The sequence below is a fragment of the Caedibacter taeniospiralis genome, from assembly GCF_002803295.2.
Classification (GTDB): Bacteria; Pseudomonadota; Gammaproteobacteria; order Francisellales; family Francisellaceae; genus Caedibacter; species Caedibacter taeniospiralis.
Genome location: NZ_PGGB02000003.1, coordinates 18,654 through 33,040, shown reverse-complemented (window position 1 = coordinate 33,040; position 14,387 = coordinate 18,654). Strand labels below are relative to the sequence as shown.

The window sequence follows — 14,387 nt, the reverse complement described above, 5'->3', positions numbered from 1 at the left end:
GGTTAAAATGTCGTATATCATCTATCAACACAGCAAAGATATTACCTATGCCATGCTGGAAAAACTTGTGCGTTTTTCACAGGTAAAAAAAGACGCCATCCATATTGGGTTATCAGGTGGCAGCACACCAAAGGCGGTGTTTGAATTAATAGCGCAAGCAAATCAACATATCGACATCAATTGGCGGAAGCTCCATTTTTGGTGGTGTGATGAACGCTGTGTGAGCTTTGATGATAAGGAGAGTAATTTTGGAGAAGCCGACAGGTTATTGTTTCGGCATGTTGCTATCCCAAGAGAGAATTTACATCCCATACAAAGTGAAATCTCACCTGATCAGGCAGCAATAAACTATGTGCAACAGCTGAAAAAAAAACTGCCACTAAAAGAAATGCTTCCTGAATTCGATTGGTTATGGCTAGGCATGGGGGAAGACGGGCATACGGCTTCGCTATTTGTAAATGGTGTTTCCTTATCCTCTGATCGTTGGGTTGAAGTAGCTACTCACCCCATGTCAAAGCAAGCTCGAGTCACGTTGACACTCAAAGTGATTAACAATGCTAAGGAGATTGACTTCTTGGTGACTGGTGAGTCAAAAGCAGATATGTTGCAAAAGGTATTTGATCGGGAAACTATCACCATCGACTATCCCGCCAAAATGGTTAATTTGAAAGAGGGAAGACTCGTTTGGCATATAGAGCAAAGTGCGGCACGTCGACTCATATGGCAAGAGTAAAAACGCCTGCCCATTTTTTTATTTGAATAAATGTAGGGGTATATTGAATGCACCCTTGCTGGCAAAGATTACCAGATTAAAAGGAAAAAGGAATAAAGCATGAATCAGCATATTAGACAAAGATTGCAGGATTTACTTATCAATAAATATTCAAATTTGCACATTCAAAATCTATTTGATGAAGATAGTCAGCGCTTTCAAAAATATCATTTGAAAGTTGGAACACTTTTATTGGATTACTCAAAGAACAAAATAACCGAGGATATTTTGCATGAACTTTTTGCCTTAGCAATTGATGCAAAAGTTGAAAAACTAAGGGATAAAATGTTTGCAGGCAACAAAATTAATAGCAGTGAACATCGTGCGGTATTGCATACGGCTTTGCGAGATTTTTCGCATCAAGAAGTCTGTGTTGACGGCGCAAATGTAAAATCTGAAATTGAATCGGAGCGTCAGCGTGTTAAACAGTTAGTGGACGATGTGCATGAGGGACGTTGGTGTGGATTTTCGGGTAAAACAATAACAGATGTCGTCAATATCGGTATTGGGGGATCTGATTTGGGACCCAAGATGGCAGTTGAAGCCTTGCGACCATATCACCTTAATAAAACACGTGTGCATTTTGTGTCAAATGTCGATGCAGTGTCTGTTTTGAGTGTTTTAAATCAAGTGAATCCTGAAACAACCCTGTTTATCGTTGCCTCAAAATCATTTACAACACAGGAAACGCTCATGAATGCAATGACAGCGCGGCGCTGGCTTTTGGACTATTACGGGGATGAAAAAGCGATTGCAAGACACTTTGTTGCCGTTTCAAGCGCATTAGACAAAGTAAAAGCTTTTGGGATTGACTTGCAAAACTGCTTTGAAATGTGGGGTTGGGTTGGCGGTCGATATTCACTATGGTCCTCCATCGGAATGGCGATTGTTTTTGCCGTGGGTTATAGTGCTTTTGAAGACTTGCTAAAGGGTGCGCATGCTATGGATGAACACTTTAAAACGGCACCACTAAAACAAAACATGCCGGTGATTTTGGCAATGACCGCTATTTTGTATAGTAACTTTTATCATACGCAATCACAGGCGATTTTAGCCTATGATGATAGGTTGCGTTACCTGGTTGATTATTTACAGCAAGCCGACATGGAAAGCAATGGAAAGTCTTGTAAAAAAGAGGGGGTTTTAAGTCATGAGCAGACAGGGGTTGTGTTATGGGGTGGTATTGGCACCAATGGGCAGCACGCTTTTCATCAACTTCTGCATCAAGGCAATATTACTATCCCCGTTGATTTCATTGCAATTAAGAAACCACACCACGGATTAAAAGACCATCAACAAGCGTTACTGGCAAACTGTTTAGCGCAATCTCAAGCATTGATGCAGGGCAAAACCTTAGCATCTGTTGTGCAGGAATTAAAAAGTGCTGGAGTCAATGAAAATGAGATCAGTACATTGGCAGCACAAAAGGTCATTGCAGGTAACAAGCCAAGCAATACCATCATTATGGATGAATTAACGCCATATGCCCTGGGCGAGTTGATCGCTTTGTATGAGCATAAAATATTTGTTCAAGGAGTCACTTGGGGGATTAATAGTTTTGACCAATGGGGGGTTGAGCTGGGAAAAGCGTTAAGCAAGCCTATCTTAGAGAGTTTGCAAAAGGGTGTTTTTTCTCATGACAATTATGACAGCTCAACCAAAGGGTTGTTGGCATACATTGCTTAAGGTAGTGCTATTAGCTTATAGAGCAGAATCATAGTAGATTGGAGTAATAATGCGCATATTGGTGGCTGAAGATGATGTCATGTTAGGTGAGGGGATCGTTGAAGGTTTAAAACAGCATAACTACGCTGTAGACTTAATGCAGGATGGAAAAATGGCTGAACTTGCCTTAGATACTGAACCTTATGATGCGGTAGTGATGGATATCGGTTTGCCATCTAAAGATGGGATCGCCATTGTAAGGAGCATTCGTGCCAAGGGAAATGCAGTGCCTGTGTTATTACTAACCGCACGAGATGCAGTTGGTGATCGTGTACGAGGTCTTGATTCAGGAGCAGATGATTACTTAACAAAGCCATTTGATCTGTCGGAGCTTTTGGCAAGGATGCGAGCATTGGTGCGCCGTTCAGCGGGTAGAGCTGAGCCTAAAATAAAATTTGAATCATTAGAGCTGGATCCCGCCGCACAAACACTAACGGTAAATGGTGAATTTATTAAGTTATCAAGGCGTGAGTTTGCGCTATTAGAGTGTCTATTAGAAAACGCAGGCAAGGTTGTTTCAAAAACGAAGCTCCTTGAGAAACTTTATGGCTGGGACGAGGAAGTTGACTCAAATACCTTAGAAGTGCATATCCATAACTTACGTAAAAAAATTCAGAGCAAATACATTAAAACCTTGCGTGGGGTTGGATATATTGTTCAAAAATCACAAGATTAGCCTAAATTTGATAGCTTAGATAAAATCTCGACTCAAACAAAATAGTCATTGTCATTAGCCAATTTGATAGCCTATAAAATGATGTTTTGCTCAAATGTTCTCATAAAATATGTTGATTTAATTTCAAATATTCATCCACATTCAAGCGATATAAAATATGTTGTGATAAAGGATGATCCGCAGCTAATTTAGGATGAGCAAAATCGCCATTTAAATCACGTTTTAATCCTATTTTTTCCATAACCCTAATAGAGCGAATATTAGCTGGCACGGTAAAAGAAACAATTTCTTTAAGACCGCACTGTTTAAACCCATATTCCAAGGAAGCTTTAGCTCCCTCCGTGGCAAAGCCTTTACCCCAATATTGCGATCCTAAACGCCAACCTACTTCAACTGCAGGAGTAAAATGTGATTCAAAATTAGTGTAATTTAGACCGATAAAGCCTATCAATTCACCAGTTTTCTTCAGGCAGGCTGCCCATAATGTGTAACCGTGTTTATCTTGATGATTATTAACCGCAGGGATAAAATCATTCACTTGCTCCATCATCAATGGTCCACGTAAAAACTCGATCACTTTTGGATCTTGGTTGATTTGAAAATAGCCATCCGCATCCTCTTCTTTCCAAGTTCTTAAAATAAGCCTTTCTGTTTCAATAATGATGGTCATGTTGTCTCCGGTTCATTATTAAGCTCAATCATATTTTTGTCAAAATCGTAAAAGAAAACCTGCAATACCCCTGCAGGTGATAGGGACGGCTCTGTAATCAGTTCTATACCAGCGGTTTTTAATTTTTCCAAAATTATGTTTAACTGAAGCTCTGGCATGGATAGGGCAAAATGCGCTTGCACGGTTTCATTTAAGGGGTGTACTTGAGGTTGTTCTGCTTGCTCATAAAGCATAAGGTGTAATTCAAGGTCACCCAAATCATACCAGAGTCCTTTAATAAAAAATGGTGGTCGTTTTAGTTCAGAGAGTCCTAAGATATTGCCATAAAAATGCTTTGCTTTTTTTAAGTCTGTTATCAAAAGTGCTACATGACTTATGCGTGCTTTGATTTGAGTATTTTTAATTTTATAGAATTTGCATTCCACTCCATGGGCAATATCAGTTTTATATAAAATCATACCGCACTTCTCCATTACACGCTGTGATGCAACGTGCGGTGTGGGAGCAAATGCTATAATATAATGTCGGTTAATATTTTTCTTCGCCCAATTAAGCAATGTATTTAAAGCTTCAGTAGCATACCCTTTGCCCCAATAATTTTTATGCAGCAAATACCCGACTTCTACTTCATTATTTTCTAACAATGAGAAACCACAACGTCCTAAAAAAGTCTGGGATTCTTTTTCTAATATTATGAAGCCGGGTAATTTATGGTCCTTATAGTTATTGATTAGCTCCAGCATCCTTTTCTTTGTTTGTTCCCTGTTTTGTGTTCCGTCTGGAAAAAATGCCCTTACATCTGGATCTGCGTTTAATTTTTGTAAATTATCAAGATCATTTTTAGTCAATAAACGTAATGATAGACGTTTAGTCTCAATTTTAATGTCCATTTTTGTGGCCTCTCAGATTGCTATCTGCCAAAATCTTTCTTAGTTTCTCATTACTCAGGCATGCGAGGCTTGTTGAGACCTTGCTGTACTGTTTGATTCTTTGCATTTACGGCAGCCTGCTAATGACGTTATCTACAACGAATTGATAGGCTTCTTCGAAATTCCAATGCAATTTCGATGGCAATAAAACACTCATATCCATATGAAAGTCACGATGATCCTTTTTAAGCTGAAGATTCTGTAAAAATTCTTCGCCTGTGATCTTCAAATCGTTATAAGTGCAATACTGATGAAAAATATCAAAAACTCGATTCAAGTTGATTAAATTGCGATCTGCCACATACCATACATCAAATAAGTCCCGCCCTTTGCGACGCTGATAAAGAGCGCGTAACTTAGTCGCCATCAGCTCATCCATTTCGTAAGTAATAATATCCGCCGTCCCCTTGAACCAATCTGAATCCATAGAGAAAGGAACCTTTTTTAAGGGCAGCACTTGAAAATGTTCAGTCGTATTTATTTCGATTTTTAGTTTTGATGCAGACTTGTTTATGGATTCGTATTTGTAAATTAGCTTTGCACTTCTTTGAGTAATTTTCCATTTTGGTTCACCTAACCATGGTTTGAGCACCTCACGAATCGCATTAATTGTTTGGCCGATTGGATCAGCGTTTTTCTGCACGAAATCGATATCTTCGCTATACCTAGACGGCGGGTTAATAAATAATTTGTTGAGCGCCGTACCGCCGCGGAAAACTAAAGCGTCTTTGATGTGTGGATCGTTGTACAAATCTACTAACGCTCTGCTTATAATGAGATCTTGTTCAATTTGGGCTGGTGTTTGCCATTTAACATGATTAGACCAATTTTGTATAAAAATATTTGGGATCATAAATCGCTCTCTACTTCAGTATTTTCTATTATTTTCCATCGTTTGGATCTCGGGTAACCCATTTTTTCTATTTCAGAAGCGATGGGTATGTAATATTTCATTTTTCCCTTTAAAAAAGCTTCTAAAGCCTCGATGATTTGAGCTTTTTTATCTTCATCCATGACATCAATTTTCTCTAAAATATAACCAATACGTTGTAATTGGTATCTGGCATTGATCTTTTCGGCAAGTTCTATCAATTTTTCCGAATTTATAGCTTCAGCTAATTCAGAAAAAACGGTTGCTATGTGGTTAAGCCCGCCCGCATGAGAGGGGTAATTAAGTAAGTCGATTGCAGTGAGCTCAGGTGATGCAACTTTAAGATAGCCAGTATCCACAACGAAATCTTGAGTTGGAAGCCCAGAGAGTGAATTTTTGTAAATAAACTCTATTTCAACATCACCAAAAACCAAATTACCGCTCATCCTTTTATTCAACATGACTTGGAACCTAGCGGGTTTTTGATGGGTTGCTCCATGAAACAACCCTGCTGATAATAGGGCAACATAATAATCGGTATTTAGATGCTTCATGAGTATGGGAATAAGTTGTTCTGCGGGTATACAACCGTATGTTTGATATTCAGGAGGCACGATGACATAAAAAGCTTTAGCCGGGGAGACAAGGTCGCCACTTTGAATAAGGCGATATAAAGCCACCCTGGCATAATTGCGAGATACTTTGAATTCTTCCAAAATCTCTTCAATCGTGAAGGCTCGTTTCCCATATTTCCTGAGCTGTTTTATGTAAGACTGTAGATTCATATGATTGCCATGCTTCCAAAATTACAAATAGTGTAATTATAAGAGCATGATACGTCTATTCTCAGAAAAGCGCAAGCAAAATGTTTAATTTCTTGTATCAGCATGTATGTATAATTACTAATAATGTAATTATAGCCACACAATAAACTTAAAACATGCGAGTAATAGCTGAAGTTTGCCAATATATGATCAGGCATGTGGCTAAGGTTACAAATACTGTAATTATACGGACATGCTATCTCTAGAAAGTGTGTAACCAACCGTAATTTAGCGATTATGATCAATATGTCCTTTGGGTTACGAATAATGAAACCTAAAGGACATGAATGCGTCTAGCATGTCCTAAAAGTGTCATATTTCGTTACTTTTAGGACATAGTAAACTCAAAATCTGTCGTAACTGTCTGGAAATTGATTTATCATCACTTCATTTGATTTACGTTAGCAAGAAATATGAACGCTCCACTAGTAAATTTATACCGCCAGGTCGAGGATTATTTTTTCAGAGGCATTTCCTCAAAATGCTTAAATCTGGACAACAGGGCTAATGCCTATATGACAGGGGTTCCAGTGGCAGATTTAAATCTTGTTTATATCACAAAAAATACCGCTTCCCTTGATAAGATTTTGAACAAGGGCAAGCAGTTTTACGACCAAAGCAGCCTTTCCTTTGTTGTTGTCATCCCACAAGAGTTTTGTACCTCTGATGTAGAAGGTGTTTTTAGTAGTATGGGTTATCATCAAACGGGAAAATCAGTTTCGATGGCGGTTAAATTAGATGACTTCAGAGCCACCGCTCTGCCAGCTTTCTTTGATGAAATAATTATTCGAGGCAACGACGAAAAATTAAATGATTGGATGACGCCGTTGATAGGGGCATTTGAATCAACCATTGAAATTAGTTCAATTTATGCAGTAACCCATGAAAATGCCTTAAAAAAGAATATTAACCTTCGCCATTTCAGCTTGTACAAACAGAAAAAACCAATCGCATCAATTACTCTATCAATGTGCGACAACGCCATTGCAAGGATCGATGATCTGGGAACTTTGCCTGAATTTCAAGGCAAAGGATATGCAACGCATCTCATGCGTTATGTGCTGTTAGAGACCAAAAAATTAGGCGCTCGTCATTGCTTTTTAGAGTCCTCCGATTCAGGGCTCGGAGTCTATCAAAAACTTGGGTTTGAGACCCTGTTTAAAAACAATATTTATTCGAGGAAAGCATGAGTGCTGATATTGGGGTACACAGACCATGCTAATAAAACCTAATCTCAAAGACCAAGAAATCATTGCGTGTTTGCAGGATGCATATGGACTGGATATAGCAACCATTTCATTTCTTCCCCTTGGCGCTGATTTCAGTACAGATGTTTATCGTGTTACAACAAACAATCAAACGGATTATTTTCTAAAGTTAAGGAGCGGTAAATTTTTAGAAGCTTCGGTATCAGTTCCAAAACACTTGGCGGATTTCGGTATCAAGCAAGTGATCCCACCTCTTGCAACCAAAACAGGGCAACTTTGGACAAGCTTGGCATCTTTCAAGGCAATTCTGTACCCTTATGTCGAAGGCAGTAATGGCGTAGAAACCAAACTATCAGAAGATCAGTGGGTTCAATTTGGTGCGGCCATTAAAAGGCTGCATAGCACCGATATTCCTTCATCAATAACAAAAGATGTACCGCGGGAAACGTTTTCTTCAAAATGGCGAGAAACCGTTAAAGCATTTCTTATGCGCATTGAAAATGAAGTTTTTGAAGAGCCTGTTGCTGTAAAAATGGCACGGTTTCTGAAATCAAAAAGGTGCGAAATACTTAAACTCGTGGAGCGCGCTGAAGAGCTTGCAATCGCGATCCAAAAACAGCCCCTCGACTATGTTTTATGCCACGCTGATATGCATGGCTGGAACCTGATGGTTGATAAAGAAAACGCCCTTTATATTGTTGACTGGGATACGCTCATCTTTGCTCCCGTCGAGCGTGATTTGATGTTTATCGGCGCTGGCATTTGGGATAGTGGTCTAACGCCTGACGAAGAAGAATCACTATTTTATCAGGGATATGACCAAATAAAGATCAATCAGGATGCGATCGCCTACTATGGTTTTGAACGTATCATCCAAGACATCGGCGACTATTGTGAATACATCTTTCTGTCTGATGAAGGTGGTGACGATCGGATGCAATGCTTTGAACACTTGCAGCCTGTTTTTCTGCCGAATGGTGCAATAGAGAGAGCGTATGACTCTTAAATAACACGAGGAAGATCTTATGAGATTATATTTTATAGGCGGCGCCAGTGGCAGCGGTAAAACGGCTGTGATGCCTTATTTGAAAGAGCTGCTGAAGGATTGCATCGCCGTTTATGATTTTGATGACATCGGTGTACCAGAAGGTGCTGATAAAAAATGGCGTCAAGAATCCACCGAAAAGTGGCTTCAAAAATTATTGAGCGAAGGCAAAGATGCCTGCTTGCTGAGTCAAATTGTTTTAGGCGAAATACTGAGCTGCCCTTCAGCCAAACAAATAGATAAAATCAACTTTTGTCTTTTAGATGTCAGCGATTTCGAACGTATTCAACGCCTCAAAAAGCGCAACACCTATGGTGCGGATCAAAATATGTTGAACTGGTCTGCTTGGCTTCGCATGCACACCCGCGATCCGCAGTGGGCGCCGCATGTACTGAAAGAAGATTGTTGGAACGAGTTGTCTTTTAGTCCCTGGGATCAGTTGGAGGCTTGGGATAGAAAAGCATTTGTTAAAATTTTTGACACAACAAGATTGACAATAAATCAGGTTGCCGAATCTATAGCTCATTGGATTATTCGAACTAATGATCAAACTGCGGAATTGATACCAAACGCTGCATACAAAATAATTGTCGATCACACGCCAAGTCAAGCCGACAAAGATGCTGTGGCAGAAGGTTTGGTCGTTGATTATGAACGCCTAATGGGACAGTCTAGAGACAAAGAATTTTCAGTGTTTTTGAAAAATGACTCGGGAGAAATTCTCGGCGGCATACAAGCACAGTTTGATAGTGAATCAGTTTATCTGGAAACATTATGGGTTGACCAAAAGCTCAGGAACCAAGGTTACGGTACAAAATTAATAAATGCGGCAGAACAAGAAGCTATTAAATATGGCTGTGTTTTTTCAACATTGGATACATGGGACTTTCAAGCCGAGGATTTTTATTTGAAAAATGGCTATCAACCTATTGGCGAGATAAAAAAATACTGGCGTGAACATTCAAGGATTTTTCTTAGGAAAGTATTATGATGACAGATTACAAATTATCTCCCGCTACAAGCGAAGAAGCAGAAGCGCTCAATAATAAAATCAATGCTTTTGTTGCCCAGCAAGTTTCATTTCATGGCGATACTGAAGTTTTGAAAGATTATGTTATCAAAGAACGGCTTAATTATTGCTGGCATTAGAAGTTGTTTTTATCTAGGAGAATGCTTGGCTATTAACGTGCTTTTTGTGTATGAAAATTATCGAAATAAAGGATTGGGCGTTTTATTACTTAATCAAGTTGAAGCTGATGCTGAAGCTATGGGAGCCAAGTTGATCCATTTGGATACCTTTAATCACCAAGCAAAAGATTTCTATCTAAAGCATGGTTATGAGATTTTCGGTGTTCTTGAGAATTGCCCTGCTGGACAAAAACGTTACTTCATGAAGAAAACATTATGAAATTTTAGGAGCCCCAACAATGAACAACCAAGAACTTCATTTTTACAGCCTCGATCCCGCAGTTTACAAACAATATCTTAAAAACTATGGCTCTGAAATTCTTTTAAAAGAAAGTGATCAAGATCAACATCTTGTTTGGATAGCAAAAAAGAGTGACTAACGATAAATTAACTGACGCCCTTGAATGGGCCATGGCGACTCTACAACAAACTAAAATTAATACAGAGACCGTTGTACAAACGCCTTGGTCCAGTGTTGTAAGAATCAACACGGGGAATGAACTTTTTTATCTTAAAACCACCCCAGCGCTTATTGCTTTAGAGGCTGACATTCTCAAAATATTGCATGACCAATTTCATGCACAGGTGCCTACCGTTATTGCGCATAATGCTGAGTTACATTGCTTTTTGATGGAAGATGCTGGCACATCTTTGCGTAGCATTTTGAAAAAGAAGTTTGATACTGACTTGCTTTGCAAAGCAATCGAACAATTTACTGCTCTTCAAATAACAATTGCAGATCATGTGGATGATTTTATTAATATTGGTGTTCCAGACTGGAGATTAAACAAACTGCCTGAGTTATATCAGCAAGCGATTTCACAGAAGGATTTGTTTATAGCTGATGGGTTATCTGAATTGGAAGTAAACGAATTAGAAAAGCTGCATCCAAGGATAACTGATTTATGCGAAAAATTATCTGGCTACGCCATTAAACAAACCATCGTCCAACCGGATTTTAATGACAACAACACGTTGATAGGCGATAACTCGCAAAATATCACTATCATTGATTTGGGTGAAATTTCCATCTCACACCCATTTTTTTCTCTGCTGAATTGTTTATACCAAGTAAGGAAACATTATGCGCTCACAGAGCGTGATCATGACTATCTTAAGATCAAGCATGCCTGCCTCAAAAATTATATGCAGTTCGAGTCTGAAAAAAATCTGGCAGATGCTTTGGAAATAGCGCATGTTTTGTGGTTTGTTTATGGGCTGTTAGCTCATGACAGATTGATGCAGGCATGTGGCAGGGAACAATTAATGTCATTTCAGCGGGGGAAATTAAGTGGGATGTTGAGAGAGTTAATGCAGTGTGCAATATAGCAACAATGAAAGACTTTTAGGATTATGACATCACCAAAACCAGGGCATTGCCAAAGCTTTCCAACTTACAAGAGCTTTAGTATGATGAGCACACTTTATTTAGCCCGTTGCCAGAATGCGCCATTTGACCTCAGAAATGCAGAAAGAAATTCAGTTGAAATACCAAGCACTCTGTGCGGAAATAACTCAGTATAACTATGCCTATCACACTTTGGACAAGCCCCTTGTCAGTGATCAGGTGTATGATCAAAAACATCAGCAGTTAGTTGATTTGGAAGGGGAATACAAGAATATATTAGACATATCACACTCGCCAACACAGCGCGTTGGTAGTGAGCCTTTGCCTTACTTTGAAGTGGTTACCCATAAAGTGCCGATGTTGTCATTATCCAATGGCTTTGAAGAGGAAGATGTCGCCAATTTTTATAAACGTTTAACTGAGCTCACTTACGAATCTGAGTTAAGTTTTGAATGTGAACCAAAGCTTGATGGACTGGCGATTAGTATTCATTACAAGAACGGTCTGTTAGATTATGCTGTAACTCGTGGTGATGGCGCTGAAGGTGAAAAAGTGACTGAAAATGTCAAAACGATTCGTAACGTTCCATTAAGCCTTAATGGCGATAATTTGCCACAAGAGATTGAAATTCGCGGTGAAATTGTGATTAATAAAGCTGATTTCCTCGCATTAAATAGTGAGGCAGAAGCCCGCGGGGAAAAAGGTTTTGCAAATCCTCGAAATGCTGCCGCTGGAAGCATACGTCAGCTTGATTCAAGGATAGCTGCCAGGCGGAAACTCAAAATGTATGCCTATGGGGTAGGGGCGCAGGTAGGTTTTAAATTACCTCAAACGCAATATGAGCTCGTGCAACAGTTAAAACAGTGGGGGTTTCAATTAACGAATGAAGTAGAAGTAGTCTCAGGTGAAAATGGTTTAATGGATTACTATGAACGCATGAGTCATAAACGTGCGGATTTACCCTATGATATTGATGGCTTGGTGTATAAATTAAATAGACTGGATTTACAGACTAAGGCAGGTTTCATTGCCAAAGCCCCACGTTGGGCGTTGGCGCATAAGTTTCCTGCTAAAGAGGTTGAGTCCGAAATTATGGCAGTTGACTTTCAAGTAGGACGCACCGGTGCCATCACTCCTGTGGCAAGATTGAAGCCCGTGGCAGTGGGGGGCGTGATCGTCTCAAATGCGACACTTCACAACATGGATGAAATAAAACGCAAGGACATTCACCTGCATGATCGAGTGATCGTGCGCAGAGCAGGTGACGTGATCCCTGAGATTGTACGTTCACTGCCCGAGTATCGCACGGTATCAGCGACCATTGTGATGCCAAGCGTTTGCCCTGTTTGCCAATCAGCCATTGAACATGTTAAAGATCAGGCGATTGCGCGTTGCATTGGTGGTTGGCATTGCGGTGCGCAGCGCAAAGAGCGTATTAAACATTTTGCTTCACGCAAGGCAATGGACATCGATGGTTTAGGAGATAAAATCGTTGAGCAGTTAGTCGATAAAAATCTAATTCGCTCCCCCGCTGATTTATATCAGCTAAGCTTGCCCGTGTTAAGTTCACTGGAGCGTATGGGGCAAAAATCAGCGCTTAATGTGCTTGAAGCGTTAGAAAACAGCAAAAGAGTCCAGCTTCATCGTTTTGTTTATGCGCTAGGCATTAAAGATATCGGTGAAGTTAGTGCCAAAGCACTTGCCAATCATTTTGGCTCGCTTCAAGCGATTAAAGCGGCTTCGTTAGAGGCGTTAGTTAGCATTGATGATGTGGGTGAAACCATGGCAAATAGCCTGTTGGCATTTTGGGCAGATGACTATAATGTGCAGTTAGTCAATGACTTACTTGAGGCAGGGGTGATTCTAAGTAATCCAATTAAAGCCGATCAGCATGAGCATAATGAAATAACAGCCAATCCTTTTTATGGAAAAACGATTGTTATTACGGGAAGCTTTGGCGAGTTCTCGCGCGATGAACTTAAAGCTAAGCTTGAGGCATTGGGTGCTAAATGCAGTGGTAGTGTTTCGAGTAAAACAGATTTTTTAATTGCCGGTGAAAAGGCGGGGGCTAAGTTGGCAAAAGCGCAAGCGCTTGATGTTCAAGTGATCAGCGAAGATGAACTTCAAAAAAAATTATTGTAGTGACATAAGGTTTACAGAAGGTATTGTGATGGAGAAAAATATGATTGAGTTGAATAAGCTATATAAACTTTGCACATTATGCAAAGAACTGAAACTAGATAAAAAGCTTTTTGGACAATTAAAGAAAACATTATATGAGGCTGAGTTTATACTTGAAAGTAAGAACGAACAATTAATTATTAAAGTTCTTAATAAAAATATTGAACCGGGTGTTCCTGTACGTGAGCTGGAGAATCATCCAAATGCTGAAAGTATTGTGAAAGCTATTATTTCAACTATGACCTCTAACGAAATTAATATGATAAGCTTTGATTGTGAGAAATTTAATAAGGCGCTTTATTTTTTTTGGGGCACAGTGGGCAATATTTTGGATGATATTCAAACTTTAGAGGATGTGATTGCGCTGTATAGCGAAGATAAGAAAAGTGAATATTTTTATATGTTAACGGACCAGTTACTCTATGATTATGAAAGAAAATTGCTTTACGCAATTATTTTAAATATTCACCATCTGACAGATAGATCAAAGAATGCAGATATTTCTATGCAAAAAATGATTAACTATTTAGATCATTTTAATCCACGTGTTGGTAGAGAAGAGGTTAAAAATAAGCTGAAAGATCTTGAATCCACTATTAAAAATAATTTGGAAGGTGATTGGCTTAAATCGATGCGTGATCATGTGATTGCACATATTGATGTTAAAAAAGCGGATAATTCCATTAGCAAATTGGTGACAGATTTTGATGGTAAATTCGATAAGATAAAATGCATTTCAAAGGATTTAAAACAGTTTAATGAAATTATTTGGCTTTATTTCAAGGATGGAGGAGATCTCTATTGTCAAAAAATGAGTCCAATAAGCGGGGCTATTACCAGTATGAAATTTAATATGAATTTAATATGAGGCTAAGTGAAAATTTAAGCTAATGACTAATATCATCATGATTAAATTGCATTTGTTTACTTACCGAGGCTCACCTCTCCCC

16 protein-coding genes are annotated in these 14,387 nt (G+C 39.2%); 12 read left to right on the top strand and 4 right to left on the bottom strand.

From position 1 onward, the window contains the following. The first annotated feature begins 7 nt into the window (after positions 1 to 7). The 3 genes from pgl to CU053_RS01830 all read left to right on the top strand — a co-directional run bounded on the left by pgl (position 8) and on the right by CU053_RS01830 (position 3,173). On the top strand, positions 8 to 733 hold the full coding sequence (gene pgl, locus CU053_RS01840; RefSeq protein WP_100550659.1) for a 6-phosphogluconolactonase: 726 nt from the start codon (positions 8 to 10) through the stop codon (positions 731 to 733). A gap of 99 nt (positions 734 to 832) precedes the next feature. Next, entirely contained in the window at positions 833 to 2,458 is a 1,626-nt protein-coding gene (gene pgi, locus CU053_RS01835; protein ID WP_100550658.1) for a glucose-6-phosphate isomerase, read from the top strand. Positions 2,459 to 2,507: 49 nt separating this feature from the next. Beyond that, a complete protein-coding gene (locus CU053_RS01830) occupies positions 2,508 to 3,173 on the top strand; it encodes a response regulator (RefSeq protein WP_100550657.1) in 666 nt (221 codons plus the stop codon). A 100-nt stretch (positions 3,174 to 3,273) separates the two neighbouring features. Here CU053_RS01830 and CU053_RS01825 read toward each other — a convergent pair whose 3' ends face one another. The 4 genes from CU053_RS01825 to CU053_RS01810 all read right to left on the bottom strand — a co-directional run bounded on the left by CU053_RS01825 (position 3,274) and on the right by CU053_RS01810 (position 6,323). Next, positions 3,274 to 3,843, bottom strand: coding sequence for a GNAT family N-acetyltransferase (locus CU053_RS01825; RefSeq protein ID WP_100550656.1), 570 nt, complete (start codon positions 3,841 to 3,843; stop codon positions 3,274 to 3,276). After that, complete coding sequence (locus CU053_RS01820) at positions 3,840 to 4,733, bottom strand: GNAT family N-acetyltransferase (protein WP_158106925.1); 894 nt, start codon at positions 4,731 to 4,733, stop codon at positions 3,840 to 3,842. The genes CU053_RS01825 and CU053_RS01820 overlap by 4 nt, the downstream gene beginning before the upstream one ends. 106 nt (positions 4,734 to 4,839) lie before the next feature. Further along, entirely contained in the window at positions 4,840 to 5,625 is a 786-nt protein-coding gene (locus CU053_RS01815) for a nucleotidyl transferase AbiEii/AbiGii toxin family protein (protein ID WP_100550655.1), read from the bottom strand. Continuing rightward, the gene (locus tag CU053_RS01810) at positions 5,622 to 6,323 is read right to left on the bottom strand and encodes a type IV toxin-antitoxin system AbiEi family antitoxin (protein ID WP_233263311.1); all 702 of its coding nucleotides are present in this window, start codon (positions 6,321 to 6,323) and stop codon (positions 5,622 to 5,624) included. The genes CU053_RS01815 and CU053_RS01810 overlap by 4 nt, the downstream gene beginning before the upstream one ends. A 674-nt stretch (positions 6,324 to 6,997) precedes the next feature. Here CU053_RS01810 and CU053_RS01805 point away from each other — a divergent pair. From CU053_RS01805 to CU053_RS01770, 9 genes are all read left to right on the top strand, one after another. Next, positions 6,998 to 7,657: a GNAT family N-acetyltransferase gene (locus tag CU053_RS01805; protein ID WP_199244176.1), complete on the top strand. Its 660-nt coding sequence runs from the start codon at positions 6,998 to 7,000 to the stop codon at positions 7,655 to 7,657. 25 nt (positions 7,658 to 7,682) lie between these two features. Continuing rightward, complete coding sequence (locus CU053_RS01800) at positions 7,683 to 8,681, top strand: aminoglycoside phosphotransferase family protein (RefSeq protein ID WP_100550652.1); 999 nt, start codon at positions 7,683 to 7,685, stop codon at positions 8,679 to 8,681. Between the two features lie 19 nt (positions 8,682 to 8,700). Next, positions 8,701 to 9,711 (top strand): GNAT family N-acetyltransferase, encoded by a 1,011-nt coding sequence (locus CU053_RS01795; RefSeq protein WP_100550651.1) that lies wholly within the window; start codon positions 8,701 to 8,703, stop codon positions 9,709 to 9,711. Next, the gene (locus tag CU053_RS06440; protein ID WP_199244175.1) at positions 9,708 to 9,869 is read left to right on the top strand and encodes a hypothetical protein; all 162 of its coding nucleotides are present in this window, start codon (positions 9,708 to 9,710) and stop codon (positions 9,867 to 9,869) included. The genes CU053_RS01795 and CU053_RS06440 overlap by 4 nt, the downstream gene beginning before the upstream one ends. Positions 9,870 to 9,894: 25 nt before the next feature. Then, positions 9,895 to 10,128, top strand: a complete 234-nt coding sequence (locus tag CU053_RS01790) for a GNAT family N-acetyltransferase (RefSeq protein ID WP_233263310.1) — start codon at positions 9,895 to 9,897, stop codon at positions 10,126 to 10,128. Positions 10,129 to 10,147: 19 nt separating this feature from the next. After that, on the top strand, positions 10,148 to 10,288 hold the full coding sequence (locus tag CU053_RS01785; RefSeq protein ID WP_158106923.1) for a hypothetical protein: 141 nt from the start codon (positions 10,148 to 10,150) through the stop codon (positions 10,286 to 10,288). Beyond that, on the top strand, positions 10,281 to 11,237 hold the full coding sequence (locus CU053_RS01780; RefSeq protein ID WP_100550650.1) for an aminoglycoside phosphotransferase family protein: 957 nt from the start codon (positions 10,281 to 10,283) through the stop codon (positions 11,235 to 11,237). Before CU053_RS01785 ends, CU053_RS01780 begins: the two co-directional genes overlap by 8 nt. 136 nt (positions 11,238 to 11,373) lie before the next feature. Next, a complete protein-coding gene (gene ligA, locus CU053_RS01775; protein ID WP_233263309.1) occupies positions 11,374 to 13,398 on the top strand; it encodes an NAD-dependent DNA ligase LigA in 2,025 nt (674 codons plus the stop codon). Between the two features lie 28 nt (positions 13,399 to 13,426). Beyond that, a complete protein-coding gene (locus CU053_RS01770; protein WP_158106922.1) occupies positions 13,427 to 14,305 on the top strand; it encodes an AbiU2 domain-containing protein in 879 nt (292 codons plus the stop codon). Positions 14,306 to 14,387 lie beyond the last annotated feature (82 nt).

Bases quoted from the DNA above. Each gene is read 5' to 3' on its own strand.
- CU053_RS06440 (WP_199244175.1), top strand. From the start codon at position 9,708: ATGATGACAGATTACAAATTATCTCCCGCTACAAGCGAAGAAGCAGAA.
- CU053_RS01815 (WP_100550655.1), bottom strand. From the start codon at position 5,625: ATGATCCCAAATATTTTTATACAAAATTGGTCTAATCATGTTAAATGG.
- pgl (WP_100550659.1), top strand. From the start codon at position 8: ATGTCGTATATCATCTATCAACACAGCAAAGATATTACCTATGCCATG.
- ligA (WP_233263309.1), top strand. From the start codon at position 11,374: ATGCAGAAAGAAATTCAGTTGAAATACCAAGCACTCTGTGCGGAAATA.
- CU053_RS01795 (WP_100550651.1), top strand. From the start codon at position 8,701: ATGAGATTATATTTTATAGGCGGCGCCAGTGGCAGCGGTAAAACGGCT.
- CU053_RS01800 (WP_100550652.1), top strand. From the start codon at position 7,683: ATGCTAATAAAACCTAATCTCAAAGACCAAGAAATCATTGCGTGTTTG.
- CU053_RS01770 (WP_158106922.1), top strand. From the start codon at position 13,427: ATGGAGAAAAATATGATTGAGTTGAATAAGCTATATAAACTTTGCACA.
- CU053_RS01785 (WP_158106923.1), top strand. From the start codon at position 10,148: ATGAACAACCAAGAACTTCATTTTTACAGCCTCGATCCCGCAGTTTAC.
- CU053_RS01820 (WP_158106925.1), bottom strand. From the start codon at position 4,733: ATGGACATTAAAATTGAGACTAAACGTCTATCATTACGTTTATTGACT.
- CU053_RS01830 (WP_100550657.1), top strand. From the start codon at position 2,508: ATGCGCATATTGGTGGCTGAAGATGATGTCATGTTAGGTGAGGGGATC.
- CU053_RS01825 (WP_100550656.1), bottom strand. From the start codon at position 3,843: ATGACCATCATTATTGAAACAGAAAGGCTTATTTTAAGAACTTGGAAA.
- pgi (WP_100550658.1), top strand. From the start codon at position 833: ATGAATCAGCATATTAGACAAAGATTGCAGGATTTACTTATCAATAAA.